Source organism: Oleiharenicola sp. Vm1, from assembly GCF_047777955.1.
Lineage (GTDB): Bacteria > Verrucomicrobiota > Verrucomicrobiia > Opitutales > Opitutaceae > Didemnitutus.
This window is the reverse complement of record NZ_CP180537.1, coordinates 2342926-2365390: the sequence shown is the minus strand read 5'-3', so window position 1 is coordinate 2365390 and position 22465 is coordinate 2342926. Positions and strand designations below refer to the sequence as shown.

Annotated in this window: 18 protein-coding genes, 1 tRNA gene and 4 pseudogenes; 17 read left to right on the top strand and 6 right to left on the bottom strand. The window is 70.6% G+C overall.

The features are described from left to right. The first annotated feature begins 92 nt into the window (after positions 1-92). From ACMYLB_RS11610 to ACMYLB_RS11565, 10 genes and pseudogenes are all read left to right on the top strand, one after another. Positions 93-1460 carry a sigma-54-dependent transcriptional regulator gene (locus ACMYLB_RS11610; protein WP_415907167.1) on the top strand — a complete coding sequence of 456 codons (1368 nt, stop codon included), beginning with the start codon at positions 93-95 and terminating at the stop codon, positions 1458-1460. Positions 1461-1486: 26 nt separating this feature from the next. Continuing rightward, entirely contained in the window at positions 1487-2839 is a 1353-nt protein-coding gene (locus ACMYLB_RS11605) for a sensor histidine kinase (RefSeq protein ID WP_415907166.1), read from the top strand. A gap of 177 nt (positions 2840-3016) precedes the next feature. After that, on the top strand, positions 3017-3733 hold the full coding sequence (locus ACMYLB_RS11600) for a hypothetical protein (RefSeq protein ID WP_415907165.1): 717 nt from the start codon (positions 3017-3019) through the stop codon (positions 3731-3733). Further along, a complete protein-coding gene (locus ACMYLB_RS11595) occupies positions 3730-4269 on the top strand; it encodes an efflux RND transporter periplasmic adaptor subunit (RefSeq protein WP_415907164.1) in 540 nt (179 codons plus the stop codon). Before ACMYLB_RS11600 ends, ACMYLB_RS11595 begins: the two co-directional genes overlap by 4 nt. Before the next feature lie 172 nt (positions 4270-4441). Continuing rightward, positions 4442-5152 (top strand): ABC transporter ATP-binding protein, encoded by a 711-nt coding sequence (locus ACMYLB_RS11590; RefSeq protein ID WP_415907163.1) that lies wholly within the window; start codon positions 4442-4444, stop codon positions 5150-5152. A 225-nt stretch (positions 5153-5377) separates the two neighbouring features. Continuing rightward, positions 5378-6502, top strand: a pseudogene (locus tag ACMYLB_RS11585) (ABC transporter permease); the annotation flags it as partial. A gap of 167 nt (positions 6503-6669) precedes the next feature. Beyond that, the gene (locus ACMYLB_RS11580) at positions 6670-7800 is read left to right on the top strand and encodes an FtsX-like permease family protein (protein WP_415907162.1); all 1131 of its coding nucleotides are present in this window, start codon (positions 6670-6672) and stop codon (positions 7798-7800) included. 10 nt (positions 7801-7810) lie between these two features. Next, on the top strand, positions 7811-10207 hold the full coding sequence (locus ACMYLB_RS11575) for an ABC transporter permease (RefSeq protein ID WP_415907161.1): 2397 nt from the start codon (positions 7811-7813) through the stop codon (positions 10205-10207). A 61-nt stretch (positions 10208-10268) separates the two neighbouring features. Beyond that, positions 10269-10715 (top strand): hypothetical protein, encoded by a 447-nt coding sequence (locus ACMYLB_RS11570; protein WP_415907160.1) that lies wholly within the window; start codon positions 10269-10271, stop codon positions 10713-10715. Beyond that, positions 10643-12004: a hypothetical protein gene (locus ACMYLB_RS11565; RefSeq protein ID WP_415907159.1), complete on the top strand. Its 1362-nt coding sequence runs from the start codon at positions 10643-10645 to the stop codon at positions 12002-12004. Before ACMYLB_RS11570 ends, ACMYLB_RS11565 begins: the two co-directional genes overlap by 73 nt. A 3-nt stretch (positions 12005-12007) precedes the next feature. Here ACMYLB_RS11565 and ACMYLB_RS11560 read toward each other — a convergent pair whose 3' ends face one another. Then, complete coding sequence (locus tag ACMYLB_RS11560; RefSeq protein WP_415907158.1) at positions 12008-12409, bottom strand: winged helix-turn-helix transcriptional regulator; 402 nt, start codon at positions 12407-12409, stop codon at positions 12008-12010. A 152-nt stretch (positions 12410-12561) separates the two neighbouring features. On the opposite strand from ACMYLB_RS11560, the pseudogene ACMYLB_RS11555 reads away from it, so the two are divergent. From ACMYLB_RS11555 to ACMYLB_RS11530, 6 genes and pseudogenes are all read left to right on the top strand, one after another. Further along, a pseudogene (locus tag ACMYLB_RS11555) lies at positions 12562-13418 on the top strand (SDR family oxidoreductase). A 163-nt stretch (positions 13419-13581) separates the two neighbouring features. Further along, positions 13582-13651, top strand: a tRNA-OTHER gene (locus ACMYLB_RS11550). Positions 13652-13699: 48 nt separating this feature from the next. After that, positions 13700-15154: a hypothetical protein gene (locus tag ACMYLB_RS11545; protein ID WP_415907157.1), complete on the top strand. Its 1455-nt coding sequence runs from the start codon at positions 13700-13702 to the stop codon at positions 15152-15154. Between the two features lie 161 nt (positions 15155-15315). Then, the gene (locus tag ACMYLB_RS11540; RefSeq protein WP_415907156.1) at positions 15316-15627 is read left to right on the top strand and encodes a hypothetical protein; all 312 of its coding nucleotides are present in this window, start codon (positions 15316-15318) and stop codon (positions 15625-15627) included. 82 nt (positions 15628-15709) lie between these two features. Further along, positions 15710-16608: pseudogene (locus tag ACMYLB_RS11535) on the top strand (PfkB family carbohydrate kinase). A 55-nt stretch (positions 16609-16663) separates the two neighbouring features. Continuing rightward, positions 16664-17587, top strand: coding sequence for a pseudouridine-5'-phosphate glycosidase (locus tag ACMYLB_RS11530; protein WP_415907155.1), 924 nt, complete (start codon positions 16664-16666; stop codon positions 17585-17587). A gap of 32 nt (positions 17588-17619) precedes the next feature. Here the strand turns inward: ACMYLB_RS11530 and ACMYLB_RS11525 are convergent. The 3 genes and pseudogenes from ACMYLB_RS11525 to ACMYLB_RS11515 all read right to left on the bottom strand — a co-directional run bounded on the left by ACMYLB_RS11525 (position 17620) and on the right by ACMYLB_RS11515 (position 20617). Beyond that, positions 17620-18445, bottom strand: a pseudogene (locus ACMYLB_RS11525) (class I SAM-dependent methyltransferase). A gap of 165 nt (positions 18446-18610) precedes the next feature. Next, positions 18611-20014 (bottom strand): M20/M25/M40 family metallo-hydrolase, encoded by a 1404-nt coding sequence (locus ACMYLB_RS11520; protein WP_415907154.1) that lies wholly within the window; start codon positions 20012-20014, stop codon positions 18611-18613. A 204-nt stretch (positions 20015-20218) separates the two neighbouring features. Continuing rightward, complete coding sequence (locus ACMYLB_RS11515) at positions 20219-20617, bottom strand: DUF302 domain-containing protein (RefSeq protein WP_415907153.1); 399 nt, start codon at positions 20615-20617, stop codon at positions 20219-20221. Positions 20618-20742: 125 nt separating this feature from the next. On the opposite strand from ACMYLB_RS11515, the gene ACMYLB_RS11510 reads away from it, so the two are divergent. After that, positions 20743-21150 (top strand): group III truncated hemoglobin, encoded by a 408-nt coding sequence (locus tag ACMYLB_RS11510; protein WP_415907152.1) that lies wholly within the window; start codon positions 20743-20745, stop codon positions 21148-21150. A 7-nt stretch (positions 21151-21157) separates the two neighbouring features. Here ACMYLB_RS11510 and ACMYLB_RS11505 read toward each other — a convergent pair whose 3' ends face one another. Further along, the gene (locus tag ACMYLB_RS11505; protein ID WP_415907151.1) at positions 21158-21517 is read right to left on the bottom strand and encodes a SnoaL-like domain-containing protein; all 360 of its coding nucleotides are present in this window, start codon (positions 21515-21517) and stop codon (positions 21158-21160) included. 105 nt (positions 21518-21622) lie between these two features. Continuing rightward, complete coding sequence (locus ACMYLB_RS11500) at positions 21623-22465, bottom strand: DMT family transporter (protein ID WP_415907150.1); 843 nt, start codon at positions 22463-22465, stop codon at positions 21623-21625.

Below are 22465 nucleotides of genomic sequence, written 5' to 3'. Positions count from 1 at the left end.
CCGCGCGCTTCCCGGCCCGCCGTGCGCGAGCGCCGGCACACGGGCAGCGGGCTCTTGACTCTTTCGAGGCGCCGCGAGTCACTTTCAGAAAAATGGCAGCCAACGATCCCGCGCCCCACCGCATCCTCGTTGCGGACGACCAGCCCGACGTCCTTGAAGCCCTCCGCCTCCTCCTGAAGGCCGAGGGCTATCTTATCGACACCGCCAAGTCGCCGGGCTCGGTCATGAAGGCGGTCGAACAGCGCGACTACGCGCTCGCGCTCATCGACCTCAACTACGCGCGCGACACGACTTCGGGCCAGGAAGGCCTCGATCTCCTCGCCAAGCTCCAGCAGGCCGACTCCACCCTGCCGGTCGTCGTCATGACCGCCTGGGCCAGCGTCGAGGTCGCCGTCGAGGCCATGCGCCGCGGCGCGAAGGATTTCATCACCAAGCCCTGGGACAACCCGCGCCTCATCGCGATCGTCAAGAACCAGATCGAGCTGGCCAGCGCCGTCCGGGCCTACCAGCGCCTCGAGCAGGAAAACCAGATTCTCCGCGGCAAGGGCGGCCCGAACCTCATCGCCCAGTCGCCCGCCATGCGCCCGGTGCTCGAGGTCATCTCGCGCGTCGGCCCGTCCGACGCGAACATCCTCATCACCGGCGAAAACGGCACCGGCAAGGGCGTCGTCGCCCAGGCCCTGCACGCCGTCTCCGTCCGCGCCGGCAAGCCGTTCATCTCTGTCAACATGGGCGGCCTGCCCGAGGGCGTGTTCGAGAGCGAGCTCTTCGGCCACGTCCGCGGCGCGTTCACCGACGCCAAGACCGACCGCGCCGGCCGCTTCGAGCTGGCCGACGGCGGCACCCTCTTCCTCGACGAAATCGGCAACATCCCGATGAGCCAGCAGGCGAAGATCCTGCGCGTGCTCGAGACCGGCGAGCTCGAGCGCGTCGGCTCCTCCCGCACCTACCGCGTCAACGTCCGCCTCATCTCCGCGACGAACGCCGACCTCCAGGCCGAGGTCGCCGCCGGCAAGTTCCGCCAGGACCTCCTCTTCCGGCTCAACACGATTCACATCCACCTCCCGCCGCTGCGCGAGCGCCGCGAGGACATCGCCCTGCTCGCCCAGCACTTCCTCAAGGGACACGTCGAGCGCTACCGGAAGCCGATCACCGGCTTCGACGACAGCGCGCTCGAGGCCATGCGCGACTACGCCTGGCCGGGCAACGTCCGCGAGCTCGACCACGCCGTCGAGCGCGGCGTCCTCATGGCCCAGGGCAAGGTCGTGCGCGGCCCCGACCTCGGCCTCAACGCCGGCCAGGCCGCTCCGCGGCTCGAGGACATGAGCCTCGAGGAGGTCGAGGGCTTCCTCATCAAGAAGACCCTCGCCCGCTGCGACGGCAACGCCCGCAAGGCCGCCGAACAGCTCGGCCTCAGCCGCAGCGCCTTCTACCGCCGCCTCGAACGCTACGGACTCTGAGGCGGCGTCTGCTCGACTGAGCGCCGATGGCTCCCCCGAAAAAATCCCGCCTCGCCCACGAGAACCGCGTGCTCGTCTACACGCTGCTCTCCGGCCTGCCCGCGGTGCTCATCGCCGTCTGGCTGATGGTCGATCGCGACATCGAGATGGACGCGAAGAAGCAGTGGACCTTCGGCCTCATCATCGTCGGCTTCTGGATCGGCTATGCCCTCGCGGTGCGCGAAATCGTCATGCGCCCGCTGCAAACGATGGCGAACCTCCTCACCGCCCTGCGCGAGGGGGACTTCTCCACCCGCGCCCGCGGCGCCAACCGCGACGAACCGCTGGGCGACGTCATGTCCGAGATCAACCTCCTCGGCGGCGTCCTCCAGGAACAGCGCCTCGGCGCCCTCGAGGCCACGGCGCTCCTCCGCACCGTCATGGAGGAGATCGACGTCGCCATCTTCGCCTTCGACGGCAACGAGACGCTGCGCCTCGTCAACCGCGCCGGCCAGGAGCTGCTCGGCCAGCCGGCCGAGCGCATCCTCGGCCGCGCCGCCAGCGACATGGACATGGCGGACTGCCTGACCGGCGAGCCGACGCGCGTGCTCAACCGCACCTTCCCCGGGGGCGCCGGCCGCTGGGGCATGCGCCGCACCATGTTCCGCGAAGGCGGCCTGCCCCATTCGCTGCTCGTCATCGCCGACCTCAGCCAGCCGCTGCGCGAGGAAGAGCTGAAGGCCTGGCAGCGCCTCGTCCGCGTCATCGGCCACGAACTCAACAACTCGCTCGCCCCGATCAAGTCCATCGCCGGCTCGCTGGGCGCCATGCTGCGCCGCGACAAGCGCGCACCCGACTGGGAGGACGACATGCGCGGCGGCCTCGAGATCATCGAGGCGCGCGCCGAGGGCCTCAACCGCTTCATGCAGTCCTATGCGCGGCTGGCGAAGCTCCCGCCGCCCACGAAGCTGCCCGTGCAGCTCGGGCCGCTGCTCCGCCGCGTCGCCTCGCTCGAGACCCGCACGAGCGTCCAGGTCGTCGAGGGACCGGAGGTCGTGCTCAACGCCGACGCCGCGCAGCTCGAGCAGGTGTTCATCAACCTGATCAAAAACGCCGTCGAAGCGCAGCCCGAGGCCGGCCAGCCCGGACAACCGACGTGCTGCGTCCGCACCGGCTGGCGCGCGCTGCCCGGCGCGATCGAGGTCTTCGTCGAGGATGACGGCCCGGGCATCGCCAACTCCCAGAATCTTTTCGTGCCGTTCTTCACCACGAAGCCGTCCGGCTCCGGCATCGGCCTGGTTCTCTGCCGCCAGATCGCCGAGAACCACGGCGGCTCGCTCACGCTCGAGAATCGCCCGGACACCACCGGCTGCGTCGCTCGCCTGCGCCTGCCGGCCTGACGGACCGCGCCCGCGGCAGTTTCCCGTTTTCGGGACAGCCACATCCCGCCTTCGACTTCCGGCCACCCGCGCGCGCATCGAGTCGAATTCGTATTCGATTGCTCCCCAGCGCCTTAAACCTTCCGCCGAACTTGGCACGTGCGGTGCGATAGGGCGGCAGATTTCCCGAACTTCGCAATGGATATTCCCCGCCCCAACGCCGCCAAGGAGAAGCGCAAAAAGCGCATCATTTACGGAGCGATCGCCGGTGTGGTGCTGATCGGCATCACCGTCGTCCTCGCCCGTCTCAAGCCCGCCGCCCCGACGGTCGAACGCAACCTCGTGTGGATCGACACCGTCAAGCGCGGCCCGATGGTCCGCCAGGTTCGCGGCCTCGGCACGCTGGTGCCGGAGGAAATCCGCTGGATCGCCGCCCGCACCCAGGGCCGCGTCGACAAGATCATCCTCCGCCCCGGCGCGGTCGTTGAGCCCGGCACCCTCATCCTCGAGCTGACCAACCCCGACGTCGTCTCCGCCGCTGCCAACGCCGACTCGCAGCTCCGCGCCGCCGAGGCCCAGCTCTCCAACCTCCGCGTGCAGCTCGAATCCCAGCTGCTCCAGTCCGAATCCACGGCCGCTCGCGCCAAGTCCGACTACGAGACCAGCAAGCTCCAGGCCGAGGTCCGCGAGCAGCTGTTCAAGGACGGCCTGGTTTCCGAGCTCGAGCTCCGCCTCACGCAGGCCACCGCCGCCCAGGCCGCCAACACCAACGCCATCGAGCAAAAGCGCTTCGCCTTCGCCAAGGAGTCGATCGCCCCGCAGCTCGCCGTGCAGCAGGCCGAGGTCGAGCGCCTCCGCTCCTCGCCAAGCTCCGCGCCGAGGAACTCGACGCGCTCAAGGTCCGCTCCTCCATGAGCGGCGTCCTCTCCGCCCTCCCGGTCGAGGTCGGCGCCCAGGTCCAGCCCGGCACCAACCTCGCCCGTGTCGCCGACCCGACCAAGCTCAAGGCCGAGGTCCGCATCGCCGAAACCCAGGCCAAGGACATCGCCATCGGCCAGCTCGCCTCCATCGATACCCGCAACGGCGTCGTCGAGGGCAAGGTCTCGCGCATCGATCCCGCCGTGCAGAACGGCACCGTCCTCGTCGACGTCCGCATCGAGGGCCAGCTCCCCCGCGGCGCCCGCCCCGACCTCTCGGTCGACGGCACGATCGAGCTCGAACGCCTCAACGACGTCGTCTACGTCGGCCGCCCGGCCTTCGGCCAGGAACGCAGCACCGTCGGCATCTTCAAGCTCGACCCCGCCAGCAACGACGCCGTCCGCACCCAGGTGCAGCTCGGCCGCAGCTCGGTCAACACCATCGAGATCGTCAGCGGCCTCCAGCCCGGCGACCGCGTCATCCTCTCCGACATGTCGCAGTGGGACGCCAACGACCGCATCCGCCTGAACTAATCCGCCCTCGTGCGACGCTCTCCCCTCACCGGTCCCATGCTCGCCGCCCTCGTCGTCCTTTCCCTGCTCAGCGTCGTCATCGCCACCGATGGCGACGCGACCGCCTGAAATTTCTGTAACCCAACGCACGCTTCGCGTGTTTCCCTCCCCACTGCCACGCGCAATTCCCCACATGACCACTGAAAACACATCGCTGATCAAACTCGAGGGCGTCACCAAGGTCTTCCTGACCGACGAGGTCGAGACGCACGCCCTCTCCGGCATCCACATGGAGATCTTCAAAGGTGAGTTCGTCTCCATCGCCGGCCCCTCCGGCTGCGGCAAGTCGACGCTCCTCTCCATCCTCGGCCTGCTCGACACGCCGACCGACGGCACCTACTACCTCAACAGCCGCCCCGTCCACGGCCTCACGCTCCCGGAGCGCGCCCGCATCCGCAACCGCGAGATCGGCTTCATTTTCCAGTCGTTCAACCTCATCGGCGACCTCACGGTCTACGAGAACGTCGAGCTCCCGCTCACCTACCGCGGCATGCCCGCCGCCGAGCGCAAGCAGCGCGTCACCGAGGCGCTCGAGAAGGTCGGCATGGGCCACCGCGCCAAGCACCTCCCCTCGCAGCTCTCGGGCGGTCAACAGCAGCGCGTCGCGGTCGCCCGCGCCCTCGCCGGTTCGCCCGCCGTGCTCCTCGCCGACGAACCGACCGGTAACCTCGACTCCAAGAACGGCGACGCCGTCATGGAGCTCCTGCACAATCTCCACAAGGCCGGCTCGACGATCGTGATGGTCACGCACGACGCCCGTTTCGCCCGCCACTCCGAGCGCACGATCCACGTCTTCGACGGCCGCGTCGTCGAGGAGCAGGTCGAGTCCGATCCGACCCACTGAGCTTCAGTTCGTAGCTCACCCAAGCGGAGCGGCGCCCCCCCACGCATTTTCGCCCCGCCTCGAACGGCCCTTCTCAGTGGTCGGGCTCTCGAGGCGTCGGCGATCCCCCGGCGCCCTCCGCTTTTGTTTTTTCTTCGCGAGGCGGCGCGTCGCGCCGCGCTCCTTCTCTTCCCGGTAGCAGCGCCCTTCCCCGGGCGCCGGTTTTCGCGTTCCCCGCCCGCCCTCATGACCACGAATCTCCGCCTCGCGCTCCGCTCGCTCGCGAAGTCCCCCGGCTTCACCACCGTCGCGCTCCTCACGCTCGCCCTCGGCATCGGCGCGAACGTCGCGATCTACTCCGCGATCAACACCCTCTTCCTCCGCCCGCTCGCCTTCGCCGAGCCGTCGCGCCTCGTGCGCGTCTGGGGCGCCTTCGCCGACCGCGGCCTCGACCAGGCCAACCTCTCCTACCCGCGCTACGAGCACTTCCGCGACAACCTCGACGCCGTCGAGTCGCTCTCCGCCTTCACGGGCACCGCCTTCACCCTCACCGGCCGCGGCGACGCGCTCCAGGTCAACGCCGCCCGCGTCTCGCAGAACTTCTTCCCCGTGCTCGGCATCCAGCCGCAGCGCGGCCGCAATTTCCTCGCCGAGGAGGACCGCTCCGGCGGCGCCCCCGTCGTGCTGATCAGCGCCGGCTTCTGGCAGCGCCAGTTCAACCGCGCGCCGAACGCCATCGGCCAGACGCTCACCCTCAACAACGTCCCGCACACGATCGTCGGCATTTTGCCCGACCGGTTCGGTTTCCCCTTCAGCGGCATCGACGTCTTCGCCGCCAAGCCCTTCGAGCTCGAGGGCCTCCCGCGCGAACTCATGCTCCAAGGCTCCGGCTACCTCCTCGTCCACGGCCGCCTCAAGCCCGGCGCCACGCTCGAGACGCTCGACGCCCAGCTCAAGCGCGCCGCCGCCACCTACGGCGCCGCCCACCCCGAGAAGGTCGACGCCAACGGCGGCATCTTCGCCCGCTCCCTGCAGGCCGACCTCGTCGGCGGACAGCGGCCGACGTTCTTCGTGCTCCTCGCCGCCGTCGGCTTCGTGCTGCTGATCGCCTGCGCCAACGTCGCCAACCTCTTCCTCGTCCGCCTCGCCTCGCGCCGCAAGGAGATCGCCATCCGCGCCGCGCTCGGCGCCACGCGCCGCAGCATCGTCGCGCAATTCCTCACCGAGAGCACGCTGGTCGCCCTCGCCGCCGGCGTCGCCGGATCGCTCCTGGCGATCTGGGCCGTCGACTCGCTCGCCCGCGTCGCCGCCGATTTCATCCCGCGCGCCCAGGAGATCTCCGTCGATGCACCGGTGCTGGGCTTCGCCGTGCTGCTCTCGCTCCTTACCGGGCTCGGCATGGGCTTCCTCCCGGCCTGGCAGGCCTCGCAGGCGGACGTGAACGAGACGCTCAAGGACGCCACGCGCGGCAACACCGGCGGCCGCGCCGCCAACCGCCTGCGCGCCGGCCTCTTCGTCGGCGAGGTCGCCCTTTCCTCGTGCTTCTCATTGGCGCCGCACTGCTGCTGCGCAGCTTCGTCCGTCTGCAGGGCGTCTCCCCGGGCTTCGACGCCGCCCAGGTCACCACCTTCAACGTCCAGCTCTCGCCGGCGCAGTATCCCGACGCGGACGCGCAGACCGCCTTCTACGAGCAGCTCGTCCAGCGGCTGGGCGCGATCCCCGGCGTCACCGCCGTCTCCGGCATCAACAATCTCCCCGTCGTCGCCGGCGGCAACACCCGCTCGCCGTTCGCCCTCGAGGGCGAGGCGCTGCCGCCGGTCAACGAGCGCAAGCTCGCGATCCGCAGCAACACCCTGCCCGGCTACTTCGCCGCCATGGGCATCGCCGTCAAGCAGGGTCGTGACTTCGATTGGCGCGACCGCACCGACCGGACCAACGTTCTCCTCATCAGCGAATCCACCGCCAAGCGGCTCTTCCCCCACGGCGAGAATCCCCTCGGCCGGCGCCTGATCACCGGCCTCGGTTCGATCCCGCGCGAGATCGTCGGCGTCGTCGGCGAGGTCCGCGCGCTCGGCCTCGACCAGGTCGCCGGCGACGCGCTCTATTACCCGGAGGCGCAGCTCGGCGACGGCTTCTTCAGCTTCGTCGTCCGCTCGACGCGGCCGGCTGCCAGCCTGCGCGACGAGATCCGCGCCGCGATCCACTCCCTCGACCGCGGCATTCCGGTCGACCAGATCCAGCCGCTGGAGAGTCTGATGGCGCAATCCATCTCGGACCGCCGCCTCGTCATGGGCCTGGTCGGCGGCTTCGCCGCCCTCGCGCTCGTGCTCGCCGCGCTCGGCATCTACGGCGTCATCGCCTACTCCGTCGCCCAGCGCACGGCGGAGATCGGCGTGCGCATGGCGCTTGGCGCTTCGCGCTCCGCAATCGTCGGCCTGGTCCTGCGCGAAGGCCTCCGCCTCACGCTGCTCGGGCTGGCGCTGGGCGTGGCCATCTCCCTCCTGCTCACCCGCCTGATGAGTGCCCAGCTCTACGAGGTGAGCGCGACCGACCCGGCCGTCTTCGCCGGGGTCTCGCTCTTCCTCGTGCTCGTCGCCGCGTTCGCCTGCTGGCTGCCCGCCCACCGCGCCAGCCGCATCGACCCGCTCGTCGCGCTGCGTAACGACTGAGCCCGTCACCATGTTTTCGCACCTCCGCATCGCCGGCCGCGGCTTCGCCAAGCACCCGGGCTTCGCCGCGATCGCCGTCCTCATCCTGGCCCTCGGCATCGGCGCCTCCACCGCCGTCTTTTCCGTCGTGCATGCGCTGCTGCTCTCGCCGCTGCGCTACGACGACGCCCGCCGCCTCGTCCAGGTCCAGGCCGTCCATCCGCGGCAGGGCGTCTCCACGCTCGCCCCCGCCACCGCCAGCGACGTCCGCACGCAGGTTCACGCGCTCACCGCCTCCGCGTCGCAGACCTACTACTACGTGAATCTCACGGGCAGCGGCACGCCCGCGCTAGTCACGGGCGTGCAGGCCACCGCCGACTACTTCAAGGTCTTCAACGTCGCCCCGCTCCTCGGCCGCACCTGGAATCCCGACGAGTGCCGCCCGGGCGCCGCACCGGTGGTCGTCCTCGGCGAGCAGCTGTGGCAGACGCAATACGGCGGCCGGCGCGACCTCATCGGCCGCACGATCCTGATGGATGACACGCCGACGACCGTCATCGGGATCATGCCGAAGACCTTCAACGATCCCTGGGGCAACGGCTCCCTCTGGATGCCGATGCCGCTCGGCGGCGACACCCTCACGAACCGTTCGCAGCGCTACTGGAGCACCTTTGCCCGCCTCGCGCCCGGCGCCACCGTCGCCAGCGCCTCGGCGGAACTCGCCGCGCTCGGCGCGCAGCTGGAGCGACAATTTCCCGACCACTACCGCGACTGGACGATGCAGGCCGCCGATCTGCAGGGCCTCGTCGTCGGCGACTACCGCGAGGCGCTACTCATCATCCTCGGCGCCGTCGGTTGCGTGATGCTCATCACCTGCGCCAACCTCGCGGGACTTTGCCTCGTCCGCGCCGCCAGCCGCCGCAAGGAGCTCGCCATCCGCGTCGCGCTCGGCGCCACCCGCGCCCAGCTGAGCGCCCAGCTGCTCACCGAGAGCCTCCTCCTCGCGCTCGCCGGCGGCATCGGCGGCGTCTTGCTCGCCAACTGGGGCCTTGCCGGCCTGCTCGCCACCGTCGGCGACGGCTGGCTGCCTCGCAGCGACGAGATCGCGCTGAACACGCCCGTCCTGCTCGCCACCCTCACGCTGACTTTGGTGAATGGTCTGGCCTTCGGCCTCGCCCCGGCCGTGACGGCGACCCGCATCGACGCCCAGGACGCGCTGAAGGACGCCCACAGCGCCTCGGGCGCCTCCGCCCAGCGCCTCCGCTCCGCGCTCGTCGTGGCGGAGATCGCCCTCGCCCTCGTGCTGCTGGTCGGCGCCGGACTCCTCGGCCGCAATCTGCACCGCATCCTCAACCGGGATGCGGGCATCGAGGCGTCGCGCGTGCTGTCCCTCACCCTCACGCCCTCCGAAAAGCGCTACGACAGCGCCGAGAAGCGCGCCGATTACTACCGCCGCACGCTCGCCGAAGTCGCCGCTGTGCCGGGCGTGCAAAGCGCCGCCTACACCCAAACCTCCCCGTTCCGCTGGGGCATCCCGATCACGCTCCAGCCCGTGCCGCGCGAGGGCGTCGCGCCCGCGGGCAACCTGCCCCAGGTGTTCTACGACTCGGTCAGCCGCGACTATTTCAAGACCATGGGCACCCCGCTGCGCGCCGGCCGCTGGTTCAATGACGCGGACGTGCCCGGCGCCAAACCCGTCGTCGTGATCAGCGAGTCGACCGCCCGCCGCTTCTTCGGCGAGGAGAATCCCGTCGGCCGCGAACTCACTCCCGATCCGACCAACGCCGTCCGCTTCGAGATCGTGGGCGTCGTCGGCGACATCGCCCGCACCGGACTCACGTCCGCGACGCCGCTGCAGGTCTACCGCGCGCTCAGCCAGCGCCCCACGGCCTTCGCCACGCTGATGGTGCGCACCTCGCTTCCGCCCGCCACTCTCGCCAAATCCGTCCAGGAAGCGCTCTGGCGCGTCGACCCCGACATCCCCGTCTCCGACGTCGTGCCGATGGATCAGGTCGTCCGCCGCACCGCCACGCAGCCACGCCTCTACCTCACCTTGTTCGGCGTGTTCGCCGCCCTGGCGCTCGTCCTCTCCGGCATCGGCCTCTACGGCCTCGTCGCCTACAGCGTGGCCCAGCGCACGCGCGAGTTCGGCATCCGCACCGCGCTCGGAGCCAACCCGGGCGACGTGCTGCGCCTCGTCCTGCGCGAAGGCGGCGCCCTCGTCGCCCTCGGCCTGGCCTTCGGCCTCGCCGGCGCCCTCGCGACCGCCCGCCTGCTCCAGCAGCTGCTCTTCCGCGGCTCCGCCTACGATCCCCTGATCTTCGCCACCGTCGTGCTCCTGCTCGGCGGCGTGGCGCTCGCCGCGTGCGTGCTGCCCGCCCGCCGCGCCGCCCGGGTCGATCCGCTCGTCGCCCTGCGCAACGACTGACACGTTCCCGGATTGCCGCCCGGGCGGACGACGGGTTCAATCCCACGAACCCCGCCCCCGCATGAACATCCGCCTCGGTCCCGTCGTCGGCCTCGCCACCGTCGCTTTCCTCGCGCTTCTCGGTCGCGCCGCCGAGGAACTCAAGGTTGAAGGCAAGACCGTCGAGTTGCCCGAATTCAAGGTCACCGACAGCCGCGCCCTGCCCGAGGCCCCGCCCTGGCACTACGGCCGCGTCGGTCGCTTCGAGGTGCTCTCCAGCACCACGGAGGCGCGCACGCGCAAGCTGCTCGCCGACTTCCAGAAATTCCAGCAGGCGCTCGCGCTGCTCTGGCCCGCGCCGCCCAAACCGCTGGCCAGCTCGACCCTGATCCTCTGCGCGCGCCCCGGAGAATTCGCCTCCTTCACCCCGCCGACGCCAACGCCACGCCGGACGCGATGCCCAGCCGCCTGCTGCGCGACCGCGAAGCGCTGGCCATCGCCGTCAACCTCGCCGCCGAGCGCCTGCTGATCGACGATGCCAGCACCCTCTCCGCCACCGGCGCGACCAGCGTGGAACTGGACGTCGACCACGCCCAGCTCCTCTCCCGCGAATACATCTTCTCCCTCCTCAACCAGACCGAGACCCGCCCGCCCGCCTGGATGGCCGAAGGCCTCGCCCAGATCGTCATGGACGCCGAGGTGACCGACCGCTGGCTGATCTACGGCAAGATCGACACCTTCAAGGGCAGCGCGACCGGCGGCAGCGGCACCGGAACCGACGACACCGATGCGTCCGCCAACTCCACCGCCATCGTCGGCGAGCAACCGTTCAACGTCGTGCTCCGCCACCGCAAGCTGCTCCCGCTCGGGGAGTTTTTCGCCACCACCGCCGATTCGCCCGCGGCCCGCACTCCGCTCGGCAACAACCTCTGGGCGAAGCAGGCCTACCTCTTCGTGCATTTCTGCCTGTTCGGCGAAAACCTGCGGCATCGCGACGCACTGGTGCAATTTGTCGGCCGCCTGGGCCGCGAGTCGCTGAGCGAGGCGCTCTTCCGCGACTGCTTCAAAGTCGGCTACGCCCAGATGGAGGAGGAGCTGCGCGCCTACCTCCGCTTCCTCAAGCACCGCTACCAGACCTACGACATCAAACCCGGCGACCGCTTCGACCCGAAGAGCATCGAACTCGCCGACGCCAGCCCGACGCAGATCGGCGTGCTGCTCGGCGACGCCCAGCGTCTCGCCGGCAACCTCCCCGCTGCCGCGCAGACCTACCGCGACGCTTACCTTCGCGGCAGCCGCGATCCTGCGCTGCTCGCGGGCCTCGCGGCCACCGAAGCGGCCGCGGGACACGCCGATCGCGCCGCGAAATTCCTCGACGCCGCCTGCGCCGCGCACGTCGCCCGGCCCTCGGCCCATGCCACCCTCGCCCGGCGCCGCCTCGACGCCGCCCTCGCCCATCCCGCCGGACCGGACGGCAAGCTTGACCCCGCGCAACTCGCCGCCGTGCTCGCCCCCGTGTTCGAGGCGCGCCAATACCCGCCGCTCATTCCCGAGACCTATCACGTGACCGCCGATGCCTGGGCCGCGAGCGCCGCGCCGCCGAAGGTGCCCAATCTCGCCGTGCTCGACGAGGGATTGAAGGCCTTCCCGCGCGACAGCGCGCTCGTCCTCCAAGGCGCCCGGCTCTACGCGAGCATCGGCGCCTACGACATCGCCGCCGCGATCGCCCGCATGGGCGCGCGTTTCGCCGTCGACGCTGGCGCCAAGCGCGAATTCGAGCAGCTGCTCGCCGCGCTGCCCGCGCCTCCCGCCCGGTAGCGCTCAGAGTGCCGGCGCGGCCACCGGCGGCACGTAGGCCTTGCGCGCCTTCCGCACGCGCGCGTGGTTCGCGTTGGCCCAGTGGATCAGCGGCTCGAGCTTCACCAGCAGGGATTCACCCAGATCCGTCAGGGTGTATTCCACCTTCGGCGGCACGGTAGCGTGCACCACCCGCGTGACGTAGCCGTCGCGCTCGAGCGCGCGGAGCGTCTGCGCCAGCATGCGCGGCGAGATGTCGCCGATCGCGCGCCTCAGCTCGGTGAAGCGCCGCGTGCCGTCGCGGAGGGCGAGCAGCGTCAGCAGGCTCCAGCGGTCGCCGATGCAGTCGAGCACGTCGCGCACCGGGCAGCGGGTCTCGTGGCCGGAGCCGGGGGCGACGGGAGGAAGGGAGAGTGCGGCGGGCATGGTGGGACGGTTACCGCGCGGTAACCTGGTGACGGAAAAGACCCCTCTTGTGCGGGAGTCGCGTTGTCGGTATTCTTTCGTAACCAAAGGCCGATTCTGAACCTGGGTGCAAGCCCGGAACCGGCCGCCCTCTCGTCCCGCTTCCCTTCACCATGATCGCCATCACCGCCGCCACCGGCCACCTCGGCCAGCTCGTTGCCGAGCAGCTCCTCCTCAAAGTCCCCGCGTCCCAGATCGTCGCGGTCGTCCGCAACCCGGCCAAGGCCGCCGGTTTCGCCGCCCGCGGCGTGATCGTTCGCGCCGCCGACTACGACGACCCCGCGGCTCTCGCCCGCGCCTTCGCCGGCGTCGAGCGCGTCCTGCTGATTTCCGGCACGGACTTCGGGCGCCGGCTCGAGCAGCACACCCAGGTCGTCGAAGCCGCCCGTCGCGCCGGCGCCAAGCTCCTCGTCTACACCAGCCTGCTGCGCGCCGACACCACGCCGCTCAACCTCGGCCCCGAGCACGCGGCCACCGAGCGGGTCATCCGCGCGTCCGGCCTGCCGCATGTCATCCTTCGCAACGGCTGGTATCACGAGAACTACACCGCCTCCGTGCCGTCCGCCCTCGCGCACCACGCCTTCGTCGGCAGCGCCGGCACCGGCCGCATCGCGTCGGCCGCGCGCGCGGATTACGCCGCCGCCGCCGTCGTCGCTCTCACCGGCGGCGCCCAGGTCAATCATACCTATGAGCTGGCCGGCGATAGTGCCTACACGCTCGCAGATTTCGCCGCCGAGCTCTCGCGTCAGAGCGGGCAAGCCATCCCGTATGTCAATCTTCCCGAAGCCGATTACGCCAAGGTTCTCCTGCAGGCCGGCCTGCCCCCGCCGCTCGCGCACGGTCTGGCCAGCTGGGATGCGGGCGCCGCGCAGGGGCGCTCTTCGACGACGCCCACCAATTGCGCCGGCTGATCGGCCGTCCCACGACACCCGTCCGCGACGCCATCGCCCAAACGCTGACCCGCAGGTAGCAGCGTCCCGCGACGGCGGACGAAGGTTGCCGGACGGCGCGCCACGCCTCGTCCGGCTAAGCGTTTGACTCCCGTCCCGTCAGGCGGCATAAGCCTTTTGTCGCCGGCTGGCACCGGACTGGCCGGATACACAGAGTAACTGCTGTGTTGATGAATACAGTAATCGCACGTGGCTTAGCGGTCGAGCAGCGGCAGGCATGCCGCCCACACGGGTTCGATTCCCGTCGTGCGGGTCAAAGACTCGCCTGCCGTCGCTTGTCGATGGTGGGCCCCTTTTCGCGGTGCTGCTGACGCTCCAGTTCCCGCTGGCGGATTTGCGCACGTTCATCCCTGGCGGCGAGGGCCGCATCGAGCGGCCGGTATGGCCCGCCGCCCAGGCCGACGTCGATTTCGTGCGCAGCGTCGGCGGCGTGAAGCAGCGGCGCCGCGGCGGCATGGCCGGCTGGATCGGCGAGGACGTGCACTGCGAGGCCGCCGGCTGCGTGCGCTTCGCCGCCGGCCTGCCGCGCACCTTCAAGATTCCCGCCCGGCGCCGCGGAAATCCGCCCGCGACCGTCCGCGCCGAGGTGGCGTTCCGCCGCTTCTACAGCGACGGTCTCGCGCTGGGGAAAATCGAGGTCGGGTTCAGCTTCCCGCGGCGCAGCAACTCGTCGCTGCCCACCGTCGACTGGCAGGTCCTGCTCTCGACGATCACCCAGAGCCGGCTGGGAATTCCCCTGGAGGACGGCGTTCACGCCACGACACTGGACCGGGCCGGACCTCACCTCGTCGCCCGCCTCGAGCGCGCGACCACCCGGCATCAGAGCCCCCGTGCCCCGGAAACGACCGCCCGCCTGATCGCCGGGCGGCCCGCACTCTGCATCGAGGCGCAGGCGGAGGAGTTGCCGACGCCTTGGCCGTTCTTTCACCGCACGACGCCCATCAACCGCGGCCCCAATGAACTGATCGTGTCGTCCTTCCAGCCGCCCCAGGGACCGGCGTGGCCGCTGTATGTCCTCCGCCTGAGCAGCGATGCCTTTCCGCACACCGACCTGCCGCGCGCCCGCGCCGTCCGCATCGCCCTGCTTCGTCTCCACGCTCAGCACGAATGCATCCGTCTCGTGCTCGAGAGCATCGCCACGAACCGCCTCGTCGTGCCGCCGCGCAGCCCGGTTTCCGATACCGTGCAGCAATACCTGATCGATGCGCTGCAGAAACTCGACGGCGCGAGCGATGCCGCGATTCCCTTCCTCGATCCGGACGCGCTGCCGGACGTCCGCCGCGCGCTCTACGCGCTCAGCGTCACGCAGAGCGCGACCCTGATCGGCGCCATCCGCGCGCTCGACATTCGCCGGCAGATTCTGACGCGCGTCACCACCTACATCGAAAACTGCACGATCACCATGGACACCTACCACATCTCCGGCGGGCAACAGCTCTCCGTCGGGCCGCACGCCACCGTCAGCGGCAACACGGTCACGCAGGTCAACCTGGCGCTCGCTCCCGCCGAGTTTGCCCAGCTCGCCACGGAGCTCGAACAGCTGCGCGTCGCGCTCCTCAGCCGCGCCCAGACCGCCGAGCAAACCCTGGCCGCCGGCAAGGTCGCCGAGGCCCAGATCGCCGCCCGGGCATCCGACTCCAACAAGGTCGTCGCCGCCTTGAAATCCGCCGGCAAGTTCGCCCTCGACGTGGCCAAGGAGATCGGCGTCTCCGTGGCCACCGCGGTCATCAAGCGTTCGCTCCAGCTCCCGCCCTAGCGCGCAACCGCGTCCACGGTCTCAGCCGCGCACCGTCGTTGCGCGTGATGCCCCGCCATTCCCCAGGTCCATCGCGCTCCCGCGCGGCTCAATTGTTGGCGTCGGCTCCGCCGGGCCGACTTCACTCTAGCATTTTCCCGGGTGAATTGGATACTGGGGCCATGCAACTGCGTTACCCTCGCGAGGCCCTGCACAAGATCGTCGAGCAGGCCATGATTTACCAGTGCGCCTGCCCCGCCCAGGTGTGCAAGGCCATCGGCCAGATGCGCGAGCTGCACCGGTATCAGCAGGACTGCCTCACCGCCAGCGACACCGACCACGCCGTGCACCGCCGGATCGCCGCTGCGGCCGAGCAGGCGCACCGCGAGCTCGAGCAGTGTCTCGAAGACGTCCTGAAGCTCGAAGGCTGGAATCCCGCGACGCTCGAGATGCCGGCCAACCTTCCGAAACGCCGGCGCTCCGCGGAGGCGTGATCCGCCCCCGCGGCGCGAAACGCTCGCGTCCCGCGCGATTGCGCCTGGGGGACCTGAAGCCCCGCTCGTCTCTGCCCTGCCCATGCCCGGTCCCGCCATCGATATCCTCTGCATCGGCTCCGTCCTCTGGGACATCATCGGCCAGAGCCCGCTGCCCGTGGCGCGCGGCGGCGACGTTCCCGGACGCGTCTCCCGCGTTCCCGGCGGCGTGGCGATGAACATCGCCGTGACACTGCGCCGGCTCGGCCTGCGCCCCACGCTGCTCACGGCCCTCGGCCGCGACGACGCCGGCGCGGAATTGCTGGCCGCCTGCGCCCGGCTGGACATCGACACGGCGTTTGTCTTCCGCTCGGCCGAGCTGCCGACCGACCGCTACCTCGCCATCGAGGACTGCCATGGCCTCGTGGCCGCGATCGCGGATGCCCATTCGCTCGAAGCCGCGGGCGATCGCATCCTCGCACCGCTCGCCGACGGGCGCCTCGGCAGCGCCGAGCGTCCCTGGGCGGGCCTGATCGCCCTCGACGGCAACCTGACCGCCGCTCTGCTGGCGGAGATCGCCGGCTCGCCGCTTTCGCCGCCGCCGACCTGCGCATCGCACCGGCCAGTCCCGGCAAGGCCGAACGGCTGCGCCCGCTGCTCACCCACCCGCGGGCCACGCTCTACCTGAACCTCGAGGAGGCTGGCCTGCTGTGCGCCACGCGCTTCGCCGACGCCCGCGCGGCCGCGGCCGCACTGCTCGCCTGCGGGGCGCGCCGGGTGATCGTCACCGCCGGGGGCCGCGAATGCTGCGACGGTTGCGCCGACGCGGACTTCCTCGTCGGCACGCCCGAACGGGTCCCGGTGAGCCGCGTGACCGGCGCGGGCGATGCCTTCCTCGCCGCCCATATCGTGGCGGAGCGGCAGGGCGCCGACCGCCGCACCGCGCTCGTCGCCGCCCTCCGGGCCGCGCGCGCGCACGTGGCCGGCGAAACCGGCACCTAAGGCGACGATGGGCTTGGCTTCCGCCGATGCTTTCCTCTGATTGGCCATTCGCCGCATGTCTCCCCTCGTCAAATTCTCCCCGGAAGTCCAAGCCGCGCGCCGCACGGGCCGTCCGATCGCCGCGCTGGAGTCGACGATCATCACTCACGGCATGCCCTACCCGCAGAACGTCGCCACCGCCCGCCGCGTCGAGGCGCAGGTGCGCGAGGCGGGCGGCACACCCGCCACCATCGCTGTGCTCGAGGGCGAGATTCTCATCGGCCTGTCCGACGCCCAGCTCGAGCAGCTCGCCCAAGCCCCGGCGGTGATGAAGCTCTCGCGTGCGGACCTCGCCCTCTGCGTCGCCGCCCGCCGCACCGGCTCCACCACGGTGGCCGCCACCATGATCTGCGCGCGTCGCGCCGGCATCGAGGTCTTTGCCACCGGCGGCGTCGGCGGCGTCCACCGCGGCGCCGAGCTGAGCTTCGACGTCTCGGCGGACCTCCGCGAACTCGCGGAAACGCCCGTCACCGTCGTGGCGGCGGGCGCGAAGGCCATCCTCGATCTGCCCAAGACGCTCGAGGTCCTGGAAACCCTCGGCGTGCCCGTGATCGCGTTCGGACAGGACGAGTTCCCCGCCTTCTGGTCGCGCTCCTCGGGCCTGCGCGCGCCGCTGCGGCTCGACAGCGCGGCGGAGATCGCCGCGGCCCACCTGCAGCGTGGCCGCCTCGGACTCTCCGGCGGGCAGCTCGTGGCCAATCCCATCCCGCCCGCAGCGGAGATCCCGCGCGAGGTCATCACGCCCGTCATCGAGCAGGCCCTGGCCGAGGCGGCGCAGCGCCAGGTGGCGGCCAAGGCCGTCACGCCGTTCCTGCTCCAGCGGATTTTCGAACTGACGCAAGGACGCTCGCTCGAGGCGAACATCGCGCTCGTGCTGAACAACGCCCGCCTCGCCACCGCGATCGCCGCGGAGATCGTCCGCCAGCGCAACGCCGACTAGGCGGCGGCAGCGCCGCCCAGCCGGGGAGGAGATCAGAGCTGCACCGTGACGCGCAGGAACGTCGCGGGGATCAGCGTCCCGCCGTTCTCGGAGCGGTTGTGCGCCCGCGCCTCGGCCACCAGCAGGCGGTGCAGCTCGTCGGCGCGCCCCGCCTTCTCCGCCGCCGCGTAGGCGTTCATCGTCGGTCCGTAGTAGAGGCGGAAACTGTCGATGAACTCCTCGGGCGACTTGTTGGCGGCGCGGAAGTAGAAGGTGTCGCGCGCGGTCGTGATGCTGGCCCGCGGCACGCCCGCTTGTTCGAAGCGCTCCCCGATGTGCGCTTCCACGCCCCACAGCATCGGGCTGATGAAGCCCTCCGGCGGCGGCGGGGTGAACGCCGCGCTGATGCGCAGCAACTGGGAGACGAACGAGGTGGGATCGCCCGGGATCCAGTTGCCCATGACGATCCGGCCGCCGGGTTTCGTCACCCGCACCATCTCCCGCGCGACCTCGAGCGGCTTGGGGGCGAACATCGCGCCGAAGACCGTCAGCGTCAGGTCGAAGCTCTGGTCCGGCACGCCGTGCAGCTGGCACGCATCGCCGTGCCGGAAGACCACGCGGGGAGTCCTCGGTGACGGCGCGGCGGTTGCCCGCCTCGACCAGGTTGCGCGCGATGTCGATGCCGTGCACCTCGGCGCCGAGCCGCGCCAGCGGCAGCGCGGTGGTGCCGTCGCCGCAGCCCAGATCGAGGGCGCGCAGCGGCGGCCGCACGCCGAGGCTGCGCACGAAGGCTTCGCCGGATTCGCGCATCGTGGCGGCGATGGCGGTGAAATCGCCCTTTTCCCAAAGGGCCTGGTTCGGATTCGTGGATGGTTCCATGCCGCGACAGTGGAAACGCGGTCGCGCGAGTAAATGCCGCGCGTCTTCGCCTCCCGCCGTGGGCCGGGAAGCGAAGAAGATCCCTGGCCCGATCCGACCCGAAATCGCCACGTCGCGCGCGGTGAAACCGCGGCAGAAGAGAGCGACGCGGCGAGGAGCGGCCGCCTATTTCGCCAGCTCGTAGAGATACTCGGCGAGCGACAGCGCCATGCCATCGTAGCCGCGGACCTGCGGGTTGGCGGACTCGATCACGAAGAACTCGTCGGGCGCATGCGCGCCGCCGCCGTGGCCGAGGCCGAAGTGGCCCGCCGCCAGGTGCAGCGGGGCGTCGGTGAAGACGTAGCCCGGATACGAGCCGGCGAGACGCGGCCAAAGCACGGCCTCGATGCCGTTGCGTTTCAGCACGGCGATCTGCGCTTGGATCAGCGGCGCGTTCGCCGGCGTGGCCGTCGGGCTGTAGCCGCCGGTGAAGTTCACCTCGATGTCGCCGAACCCGCGCTTCGCGAGATGCGCCTTCAGTTTCGCGACGGCCTCCTCGGCCGTCTGGTCCGGCACGAGCCGGAAATCGAGCTTGGCCGCGGCCCGGTGCGGCAGCACGGTCTTGCCGCCGGGACCGGTGTAGCCGCCGTAGATGCCCTCGATGTTGGCCGTCGGCTGGGAAACGTAGCGCTCGAGCGCGGGCAGGAACGGCAGGTCGTCGATCCACTTGCTCGTCGCGGCGCCGACGCGGAACTGCCGCTCGGAAAGCTTTTTCGCCGCCTCGGCGATGATCGCCTTCTCCTCGGCCGTGAGCGGACGCACGTGCTCGAACCAGCCGTCAATCGCCACGGTGTTGCCGTCGGGCGAGACGAGCGTGTTGAGCGCGGCGACGAGCCGCCAGACCGGGCTGTCGACCATCGACTTGAACGACGAGTGCACGTCGCGCGTGGGACCGCGGCCCCACGCCGCGCCGCTGGCGGTGAGTTCGACCTCGATCACGCCCTTTGCGCCGAGGTTGACCGTCACCGCGCCGTCGAGACCCTGCGTCGCGTGCGGCATCCACACGCCGGTGCACTTCGCCAGCGCCGCCTGCACCTGCGGCCGATGCACGATCTGGCCGATGTGCGGCGAACCGATCTCCTCCTCGCCCTCGGCCACCAGCACGAGGTTCACCGGCAGCTTCTTGCCCGCGGTGCGGAAGGCATCGAGCGCCGCGAGGAAGGCCGACTCCGGCCCCTTCTGGTTCACCGCGCCGCGGCCCACGATCACCTTGCCGTAGCCGGGCTTGTCGACCAGCGCGGCCTCGAGCGGCGGGGAGGTCCACTCCTTCGGGTCGAACTGCTTCACATCATACATGAAATAGATGCCCACGGTCTTGGGCGCCCCGGCGTCGAGCGTGGCGAACACGCCGGGCTTGCCGTCGGTGGCGATGCTCTCGGCGTGCTGGAAGCCGACCTCGCGCAGCATCGCGGCCATGCGCTCGGCCCCGTCCGGGAAGCCGCGGTTCTCCGCCGCGATCGCCGGGTGGGCGATCCACTCGCGCAAACGCGCGAGCGAGCGGTCGTGGTTCTTCGCGATCTCGGCCTTCAAGGCCGCCAGATCCGCCGCATCATCCGCTCGCACCAGTCCAGACATACCCGCCATCGCAACGGCGGCCGACAAGAAGAAACGTCGCATCATGCCGGCCGAGGATGCGCCGCCGCGTCCGTCCCGCAACGGCAAAGCTCGGCGGCGGACCGGTCGATCTTCGCCCACGGCGGATCCCGGGCCCGCCGGGCCGGGCGGCGCCAGCGCTCAGGCGCGGCAGGTCTCGTCCATGATGCGGACGAGCGTGTCCTCGACCTCCTGCGCCGTGGCGGCGGCGCCGGGAGCGTGAAACATCCCGAGCATCGAGCTCGGCTTGATCGTCGCGAGCACGGTGCGCCCGTTCTCCTCGTAAACCGAGATGCGGCACGGCAGCGCGGTGGAGATCGCGATGTCCTGTCCCAGCACGGCCGCCGCGTGCCTCGGGTTGCACACCTCGACCACGCGGCATTCGCGCGCGAATGGCACGCCCTTGCTCTCCATCTTCTCGCGCAGGTTGTGGTAGGCTTGCACACCGAACTTGTGCGCGGCGGAAACTTCCTGAAGACGCGCGCAGGCGGCGTCGACGGTCTGCGGACTGGTGCGGAGGATGAGCAGCGGATTGGACATGGAATCTCGGGGGTTGACGGCAAGCTGCCATACTTTGACCGCGCGGGAAACGCGATTTTCCGTCCGCGCGCCTCCGCCGCCGGTTTTGGCCATGACAACGCGCCGGAATTGGCTTCGCTGGCCGCATGGATGCACCGGCCCATTCCCTTTTCGCGCGCCTCGGCGGCCGCCCGCGCCTGCTGCAGCTGTTGCGGCATTTCTACGCCGACGTGCGCCAGCACCAAGAGATCGGGCCGATCTTCCTCGCGCAGATCGACGACTGGCCGGCGCACCTGGAGAAGATCGCGGACTTCTGGTCGAACGTCACCGGCGGCCCCGTCCGCTACGGCGGCGGGATGCCGCGGAAGCATTTCCCGCTCGGGCTCGAGGCGCGGCACTTCGCAGCCTGGCTCGACCTGTGGCGCCGCAACTGCCGCGTGCAGCTTCCGGCCGCGGAAGCCGAGGAAATGATCCGCACCGCGGAGGAGATCGGCCAGCGCCTGCGCGACATGATCGCGTGGCACGCCGCGGCGCAGCCGCCGGCCGAGTCCTGAGCCGCGCTCAGACGTGGAACTGCTCGGAGACGATCCGGCCGTCCTTCACCTGGTAGACGCAGAGCTCCTTCATCTGCATCCGTCCCTGCCCCTTCATCGTCACGTCCAGGCTCATCGTGCAGGCGAAGGAATTCGTGGCGACGACCGGCTCCGACACGCTGAGGGCGTGCAGGGTCTCGATCATGGCGTCGAACTTGCGCCCCTTCTCGATGATGGCGGCGAGCCCGCGGGTCTCCTTTGCGAAGGCCGGGGTCTGAGCGGGTTCGAGGCTGACGGCGTCGTCGGCGTAGAGCTCGCGCTGCGCGGCCTCCCACTTGGCCTGGCGGCAGTGGGCGACGAGTTTCTGGGCGATTTCGGGAGTGGTCATGGGAACGGGTCGGAGGTTGAAGCGTGATTGCGCCGCGATCCTAACACGCGTTCCTGACAACCCCGTGTCAGGAGCCTGCGCGGTCACATGCATTGGGTTTCACCCTCAGCCCCGTCCGCCGCGTCGCACCGTCAGCCACATGCCGGCCAGCACCAGCGCGCCGGAGCCCCCCAGTTGCCAGGAGACCTCCTCGCCGAGCAACACGACCCCGCCGCCGGCCGTGAGCACCGGCACCAGGAGCTGAAAAGTGCCCGCCTCGATCGGCGAGAGCTCCGGCAGCAAGCGCGCCCAGAGCGCATACGAAAGCGCCGTCGTCACGGCGCCCATGAAGACCCCCAGCGCCAGGCCGGCCGGCGACCAGACGAGCGCATCGCGTTCGATCCACGCGAGCACCGGCAGCAGCACCGCCACGCCGACGAAGGCGCGGGCGTTCGCCGCGAGCGGCGCACCGCCCCGGCGCAGCAACAGCGAGTAGACGCCCCAGGTCGCTCCCGTGAGCGCCAGCAGCGCCACGCCCAGCGGCGTCGAGCCGCGCACCCGGCCGAAGGCCAGCACGCCCACGCCGACAAGCGCCAGCAAGGCGCCCGCCAGCGCGCGGCGGGTCGGACGCGCGCCGCCGCCCGCGGTCATGGTGAGGATCACCAGCGCGTAGAACACGAAGGTGCCCGCGGCGGCGGTGATGAACCGGTAGCCATACGCGATCGCGAGCGCGTAGCCGGCCAGCGCGAACACGGCGGGCGCGTCCGCGCGGCGCGGCAGCGCCTGACGCAGGCCGGCGCGGGCCGCCACGAGCGCCGCGAGCATCCCGGCGCCGGCGGCGAAGCGCACGAGCGTCACTGCCGCGGGGTCGAGCCAGCGCTGGCCGACCAGAAAGCGCGTGATCAGGCTGTTCGCGGCGAAGCACGCGAGCACCAGGAGGACTCCGGGAAGCGTGGACGGGCGGCGCAC